This is a genomic window from Streptomyces sp. 4F14 (assembly GCF_048159485.1).
Taxonomy (GTDB): Bacteria; Actinomycetota; Actinomycetes; order Streptomycetales; family Streptomycetaceae; genus Streptomyces.
In genome coordinates this window covers 63,498-69,715 of sequence record NZ_JBLRVY010000045.1, presented here as the reverse complement: position 1 = coordinate 69,715, position 6,218 = coordinate 63,498, and the positions used below count along the sequence as shown (strand labels likewise).

Genomic DNA, 6,218 nt, shown 5'->3' with positions numbered 1-6,218 from the left:
GGGGGGGGTGGGGGTGTGGGTGGGGGGGGGGGGGGGTGGTGGGGGGGGTGGGGGGGGGGGGGGGGGGGGGGGCGCCCCCCCCCCCCCCCCCCCCCCAACGCCGTACCGAAGAACACCTCAGTCGATCTGTGGCTTCTCCCTGCGCTCCGGGTTCTTGTCCAGGCTGCTGCCCCCGTTGTCGCCGCCTCCGCCGCCGATGCCTCCGAAGTTGCCCATGGCGCCGGAGAGGCCCTTGAGGGCGTCGCCGATCTCGCTGGGGACGATCCAGAGTTTGTTGGCGTTGCCCTCGGCGATCTTGGGGAGCATCTGGAGGTACTGGTAGGACAGGAGCTTCTGGTCGGGGTCGCCGGCGTGGATGGCCTCGAAGACCGTGCGGACGGCCTGGGCCTCACCCTCGGCCTTGAGGGCGGCGGCCTTGGCCTCACCCTCGGCGCGCAGGATCTGGGACTGCTTCTCGCCCTCGGCGGTGAGGATCGCGGCCTGCCGGGTGCCTTCGGCGGTGAGGATCGCGGCGCGCTTGTCACGGTCGGCGCGCATCTGCTTCTCCATCGAGTCCTGGATGGAGGTGGGCGGCTCGATCGCCTTCAGCTCGACGCGGTTGACGCGGATGCCCCACTTGCCGGTCGCCTCGTCGAGGACGCCGCGCAGGGCCGCGTTGATCTCCTCGCGGGAGGTGAGGGTCCGCTCCAGGTCCATGCCACCGATGATGTTGCGCAGGGTGGTGACGGTGAGCTGCTCGATGGCCTGGATGTAGGAGGCGACCTCGTACGTCGCCGCGCGCGCGTCGGTCACCTGGTAGTAGATGACCGTGTCGATGTTGACGACCAGGTTGTCCTGGGTGATCACCGGCTGCGGCGGGAAGGGCACGACCTGTTCGCGCAGGTCGATGCGGTTGCGGATGGTGTCGATGAACGGGACGACGATGTTGAGGCCCGCGTTCAGCGTGCGTGTGTAGCGGCCGAAGCGCTCGACGATCGCCGCGCTCGCCTGTGGGATGACCTGGATCGTCTTGATCAGGGCGATGAAGACCAACACCACCAGGATGATCAGGACGATGATGACCGGTTCCATCGTGCTCCCCGTACCCTCTCTCCGCCTCGGCGCTTTCCGATGATCTTATGGCTGCCGACCGACAGTCGACGATCTTATGGCTGCTCAAGATCTTGCTGGTCGAGTCTGTCAGACCTTCACATAACTCGCAGGTCGTTCAGTTCAGTTGAGGCGCTTCACAGGACGATGGCCGTAGCGCCCTCGATGTCCACGACGTCCACCTCCTGGCCGGGTTCGTAAGCGCGGTCGCCGTCCAGGGAGCGGGCGGACCAGATCTCGCCGGCGAGTTTGATGCGGCCGCCGGAGCCGTCGACCCGCTCCAGGACGACGGCTTGTCTGCCCTTGAGCGCGTCGATGCCGGTGGGGAGCCCCGGCCGCTGTCTGCTGTGCCGGTTGGCGATGGGCCGTACGACGGCGACGAGCGCCACCGAGACGATCACGAAGACCAGCACCTGGCTCACGGCGCCGAAGCCGAGTCCGGCCACGGCGGAGGCGGCGATCGCGCCGACCGCGAACATGCCGAACTCGGGCATGGTCGTGATCACCAGCGGGATTCCGAGCGCCGCCGCGCCGATGAGCCACCACACCCACGCGTCGATGTCCACAAGGTCAATGGTAGGTCCGCGAGGTCGGCGCGGACAGGGTGCGTGGGGGTCAGGAGAGCGGCAGTCCCTGGGCCGTCCAGCGGTCGCCGACCTGCTCGACGACGAGGGGGAGACCGAAGCAGAGGGAGAGGTTGCGGGAGGTGAGTTCGAGTTCGACGGGGCCCGCGGCGAGGACCTTGCCCTGGCGGATCATCAGGACGTGGGTGAAGCCGGGGGCGATCTCCTCGACGTGGTGCGTGACCATGATCATCGAGGGGGCGATGGGGTCGCGGGCCAGGCGGCCGAGGCGGCGTACGAGGTCCTCGCGGCCGCCGAGGTCGAGTCCTGCGGCGGGTTCGTCGAGGAGGAGGAGCTCGGGGTCGGTCATCAGGGCGCGGGCGATGAGGGTGCGCTTGCGCTCGCCCTCGGAGAGGGTGCCGAAGCGGCGGTCGAGGTAGTCGGTCATGCCGAGGCGGTCGAGGAAGGCGCGGGCGCGCAGTTCGTCGATGTCCTCGTACTCCTCCTGCCAGCCAGCCGTCATGCCGTAGGCGGCGGTCAGGACGGTCTGCAGGACCGTCTGGCGCTTGGGGAGCTTCTCGGCGAGGGCGATGCCGGCCATGCCGACGCGGGGGCGCAGTTCGAAGACGTCCGTGCCGGGCTTGCCGAGGGTCTCGCCGAGGACGGCGACCGTGCCGGCGCTCGGGAAGAGGTAGGTGGAGGCCAGGTTGAGGAGGGTCGTCTTGCCCGCCCCGTTCGGGCCGAGGATGACCCAGCGCTCGCCCTCCTTGACCGACCAGGAGACCTGGTCCACCAGCGACCGGCCCTCGCGGACCACCGATACGTCCTGAAGCTCCAGAACATCGCTCATGAGCGCGTTGTCTCCCCTTGCAGTGTGGCCGGTCTCGGTTGTCGCGTGCGCCAAGTGGTTCGGCGGCCGTGCGCGGGTGGGCGCGGCCCCTTCGGGAAAATCTACGCCACTGGTCCGACACCCTGTTCCATCGGTCCGCTCCTTAGGCTGGGGGGCATGCTCACGGAACCGCGCGCTGGTCGCCTCGCCGCTTGGGGAAATGCCCTGTTGGCCGGACTTGTCTCTCCGGACGACGCTGTCGTCGCCGTCGTCGGGGAGGACGCGGTGCACCGGGTGGAGGGGTTGCCCGGGGAGCCGGGCCCGGTCGGACTCACGCTGGCGCTCGGGCGGCTCAGGGCGCTCGGGGTGGGCGGGCTGCGGGTCGCGCTGCCCGCGCCGGGGCATCCGCTGGGGCTCAGCGGGCCGCCGGAGTTCAACGCGCGTGCGCTGGAGGCCGAGGAGGCGGTGGTCTGTCACGGGGCCGCGCTCGGGCTCGTGCCGGAGGTCTTCGAGGCGGGGTCCGCCGGGGACGTCCATGTCGAGGTGACGTGGCACTGTCTGCCGGTGCGGGAGGCGCCGCCGGCCGACGTGCCGTCGCTGGGCGAGGCGGAGCGGGAACTCGCCGAGGCCCTGCGGGAGGCCACGGCCGTGCTGTCGCGGCTCGATGTCGCCGGGTCGGGGCCGGTCGCGGAGGCGGCGATCGACGCGTACCGCGCGCGGGCGGAGCGGGGCCGTGAGCTGCTGGCGCCGGGATATCCGCCGCGCGCCGTCCGGGTCCTCGAACTCGCCCAGCGGGTCGGGCTGTTGGTCTCCCTCGCCACGGAGAACGGGCACGGGGGCGCGGTGAGCGCGTCGGAGATGGCGGCTCGGGGGGACGCGCTGCGGCCGGTGGAGCGGACGGCGCGGCGGGCGCTGGTGGCGGCGTACAACGCGTACATGGAGGAGCGGGAGCGGGGCTGAGACGGCTGCGGGGCCCCACCCGGAAGAGTGGGGCCCCGCAGTCGTACGGAAAAGATGACGTCAGTCGTTGACGCCGGTGTTGCCGAACGCGGGGTTCAGCAGGCCGATGACGTTGACGGAGTCGCCGACGACGTTGACCGGGACGTGGACCGGGATCTGACCGACGTTGCCGGAGCCGACGCCCGGGGACTTCACGGCAGCGCCCTCGGCCGAGGAGTCGGCGACAGCGGCACCGGCGGAAGCACCAGCGGCGATACCGGCGACGGTGAGGGCCACGGCGGCCTTCTTGGCGATGTTCATGAGAAGCGTTCCTCCTGCGATTGCGTATCCGACCCGGCCGCGGGTCGTGCGCTGTCCAACGCGGGAGTGGTCATGAACGGCACGGGAGCCGGTCGCAAGTGCGCCCGTTCGGATCATTGGAGCGACGGGACGATCAACTGACGGGCCGTTTGTACAACTTCAGCGGTCGACGTGCTTCAGCGGTTGAGGCCGAGGTTGCCGAACGCCGGGTTCAGTACGCCGATGACGTTGACGCTGTTGCCGACGGCGTTGACCGGGACGTGCACCGGCACCTGGATGACGTTGCCGGAGACGACGCCCGGGGAGCTGTGGGCCTCGCCGAAGGCGCCCGCCCCGGAGCCGCCGTCGGTCGCGGACGCGAGAGAGGCACCGGCGGCCACCAGCCCGCCGGCCACCATCGTCACAGCCGCGGCCTTCTTCAGGTTCTTCACTTCGCAAGCCCTCCTGGCGACAGTCCACGGCGGTCGCCGTGGCACGCAGCAAGAACGGCGTGGCCGCGGGGAAGGATGCGCCATGTGGGTGACATTCCCACGACAGTATGAATCTCGGACTGGAGCTGATCCCTCCGCTTGGCGCTCCCCCACGCCCTCTGGTCAGCCCCTTCTCACCCCGTCACGCCGTGCCGGACGGCCCACAGCGCGGCCTGCGTACGGTCCGCCAGGTCGAGCTTCATGAGGATGTTCGAGACGTGCGTCTTGACGGTCTTCTCGGACAGCACGAGCGCCCGCGCGATCTCCCGGTTGGACCGCCCGTCGGCGATGAGCCCGAGCACCTCCCGCTCGCGCTCGGTGAGCGTCCCGCCCCTGCCCTGCCCGCCCGGCGACTCCTCCTGGGAGAGCAGCGCCCCGGCGACCTCGGGCTGGAGCAGGACGTGTCCGGCGTGCACGGAGCGGATCGCGCCGGCGAGGGCGTCGGGGTCGATGTCCTTGTAGACGTATCCGGCGGCGCCCGCGCGCAGGGCCGGGACGACCGTCCGCTGTTCGGTGAAGCTCGTGACGATCAGCACGCGCGCGGGGTTGTCGAGGTCCCGGAGTTTGCGGAGGGCCTCGACGCCGTCCGTGCCGGGCATCTTGACGTCCATGAGGACGACGTCGGGGCGCAGCTCCTCGGCGCGGGCGACGCCCTCCTCGCCGTCCCCGGCCTCGCCGACGACCTCTATGTCGTCCTGCACCTCCAGGAACGTACGCAGTCCGCGGCGGACGACCTGGTGGTCGTCGACGAGCAGCACCCTGATGGGCTCAGCCACCGGGGACCTCCATCTCGATGACGGTGCCCTGGCCGGGCTCCGATGTGACGGTCAGACGGCCGCCGACGCCGCCGGCGCGGTCCCGCATGGAGACCAGGCCGAGGTGGCGGCCGGCGCGGCGGACGATGGCGGGGTCGAAGCCCAGCCCGTCGTCGGTGACGCGCAGGACGACGCCTCCGTGCCGCTCGTGCTTGTCCAGGGTGACGGCCACCGACGCCGCCCCGGAGTGGCGCAGGGCGTTGTGCAGGGCTTCCTGGGCGACGCGCAGGAGGGCCTCCTCCTGGGCGGCGGGCAGGGCGCGCACGCCCCGGGCGGTGAGGGTGACGCGCGCGCTGTGGGCGCGGTCGAGGACCTGGATCTGGGTGCGCAGGGTGGCGACGAGGCCGTCCTCGTCGAGGGCGGCGGGGCGCAGCTCCACGACGGCGGCGCGCAGTTCGTCGGCGGCTTCGGCGGCGAGGGCGGCGACCTGGTGCAGCTCGCCCTTCGCGCGCGCGGGGTCGCGGTCGACGAGGGCGGTGGCGGCCTGGGCGGTGAGGCGCAGGGAGAAGAGTTTCTGGCTGACCGCGTCGTGCAGTTCGTGGGCGAGGCGGGAGCGTTCCTCGGCGATGGTCAGTTCGCGGCTGCGTTCGTACAGGCGCGCGTTGGTGAGGGCGATCGCGGCGTGCTGGGCGAGGATCTCCAGGAGGTCCATGTCCTCGTCGGTGAATCCGCACTCGCCGCGGGTCCTCGGGCAGTTCTTGTTGGCGAGGAAGAGGATGCCGACGACGTCGTCGCCGTTGTGGATGGGCAGGCCCAGGAAGTCGGACATCTCGGGGTGCGCCTCGGGCCAGCCCTCGAAGCGGGGGTCCTCGCGCACGTCCGCGAGGCGCTCGCGCTTGGCGCCCTCCAGCATGGCCGCGAGGATGCCGTGCTGGCGGGGCAGGGGGCCGATGGCCTTCCACTCCTCGTCGCTGACGCCGTCGACGACGAACTGGGCGAAGCCGCCGTGGTCGTCCGGGACGCCCAGGGCCGCGTACTGGGCGTCGAGCAGCTCGCGCGCGGAGGCGACGATCGTCTTGAGGACGTCGCGCACCTCCAGGTGTCTGCTCATCGCCAGCAGTGCGGCGCTCACCGCCGCCAGCCCTGACCTGGGACCTTGACTCATGGCTTCACGGTACCGGCGGGGTGTGACAGCGCGGATCGGGCCGGTGACGGGCGTGGGGGTCGGGCGGTGGTCCTAGGGCTGAGGTCG

8 protein-coding genes are annotated in these 6,218 nt (G+C 71.2%); 1 reads left to right on the top strand and 7 read right to left on the bottom strand.

Features of this window, described 5'->3' with window-relative positions:
* Window positions 1-117: 117 nt before the first annotated feature.
* The 3 genes from ACLZOT_RS46430 to ACLZOT_RS46420 form a co-directional block, all read right to left on the bottom strand.
* On the bottom strand, window positions 118-1,071 hold the full coding sequence (locus tag ACLZOT_RS46430; protein WP_416975325.1) for an SPFH domain-containing protein: 954 nt from the start codon (window positions 1,069-1,071) through the stop codon (window positions 118-120).
* A gap of 155 nt (window positions 1,072-1,226) precedes the next feature.
* On the bottom strand, window positions 1,227-1,655 hold the full coding sequence (locus ACLZOT_RS46425; RefSeq protein WP_416975324.1) for an NfeD family protein: 429 nt from the start codon (window positions 1,653-1,655) through the stop codon (window positions 1,227-1,229).
* 49 nt (window positions 1,656-1,704) lie between these two features.
* A complete protein-coding gene (locus ACLZOT_RS46420; protein ID WP_416975323.1) occupies window positions 1,705-2,502 on the bottom strand; it encodes an ABC transporter ATP-binding protein in 798 nt (265 codons plus the stop codon).
* 156 nt (window positions 2,503-2,658) lie between these two features.
* Here ACLZOT_RS46420 and ACLZOT_RS46415 point away from each other — a divergent pair, with 156 nt between their 5' ends.
* On the top strand, window positions 2,659-3,441 hold the full coding sequence (locus ACLZOT_RS46415) for a hypothetical protein (protein ID WP_416975322.1): 783 nt from the start codon (window positions 2,659-2,661) through the stop codon (window positions 3,439-3,441).
* A 60-nt stretch (window positions 3,442-3,501) separates the two neighbouring features.
* On the opposite strand, the gene ACLZOT_RS46410 is transcribed toward ACLZOT_RS46415, so the two are convergent.
* The 4 genes from ACLZOT_RS46410 to ACLZOT_RS46395 all read right to left on the bottom strand — a co-directional run bounded on the left by ACLZOT_RS46410 (window position 3,502) and on the right by ACLZOT_RS46395 (window position 6,131).
* Window positions 3,502-3,741, bottom strand: coding sequence for a chaplin (locus ACLZOT_RS46410; RefSeq protein ID WP_055719594.1), 240 nt, complete (start codon window positions 3,739-3,741; stop codon window positions 3,502-3,504).
* A 176-nt stretch (window positions 3,742-3,917) separates the two neighbouring features.
* A complete protein-coding gene (locus ACLZOT_RS46405) occupies window positions 3,918-4,172 on the bottom strand; it encodes a chaplin (RefSeq protein WP_416975321.1) in 255 nt (84 codons plus the stop codon).
* A 173-nt stretch (window positions 4,173-4,345) separates the two neighbouring features.
* Window positions 4,346-4,987, bottom strand: coding sequence for a response regulator (locus ACLZOT_RS46400; protein ID WP_416975320.1), 642 nt, complete (start codon window positions 4,985-4,987; stop codon window positions 4,346-4,348).
* Window positions 4,980-6,131 carry a GAF domain-containing sensor histidine kinase gene (locus tag ACLZOT_RS46395; RefSeq protein ID WP_416975319.1) on the bottom strand — a complete coding sequence of 384 codons (1,152 nt, stop codon included), beginning with the start codon at window positions 6,129-6,131 and terminating at the stop codon, window positions 4,980-4,982. The genes ACLZOT_RS46400 and ACLZOT_RS46395 overlap by 8 nt, the downstream gene beginning before the upstream one ends.
* Between the last annotated feature and the right edge of the window lie 87 nt (window positions 6,132-6,218).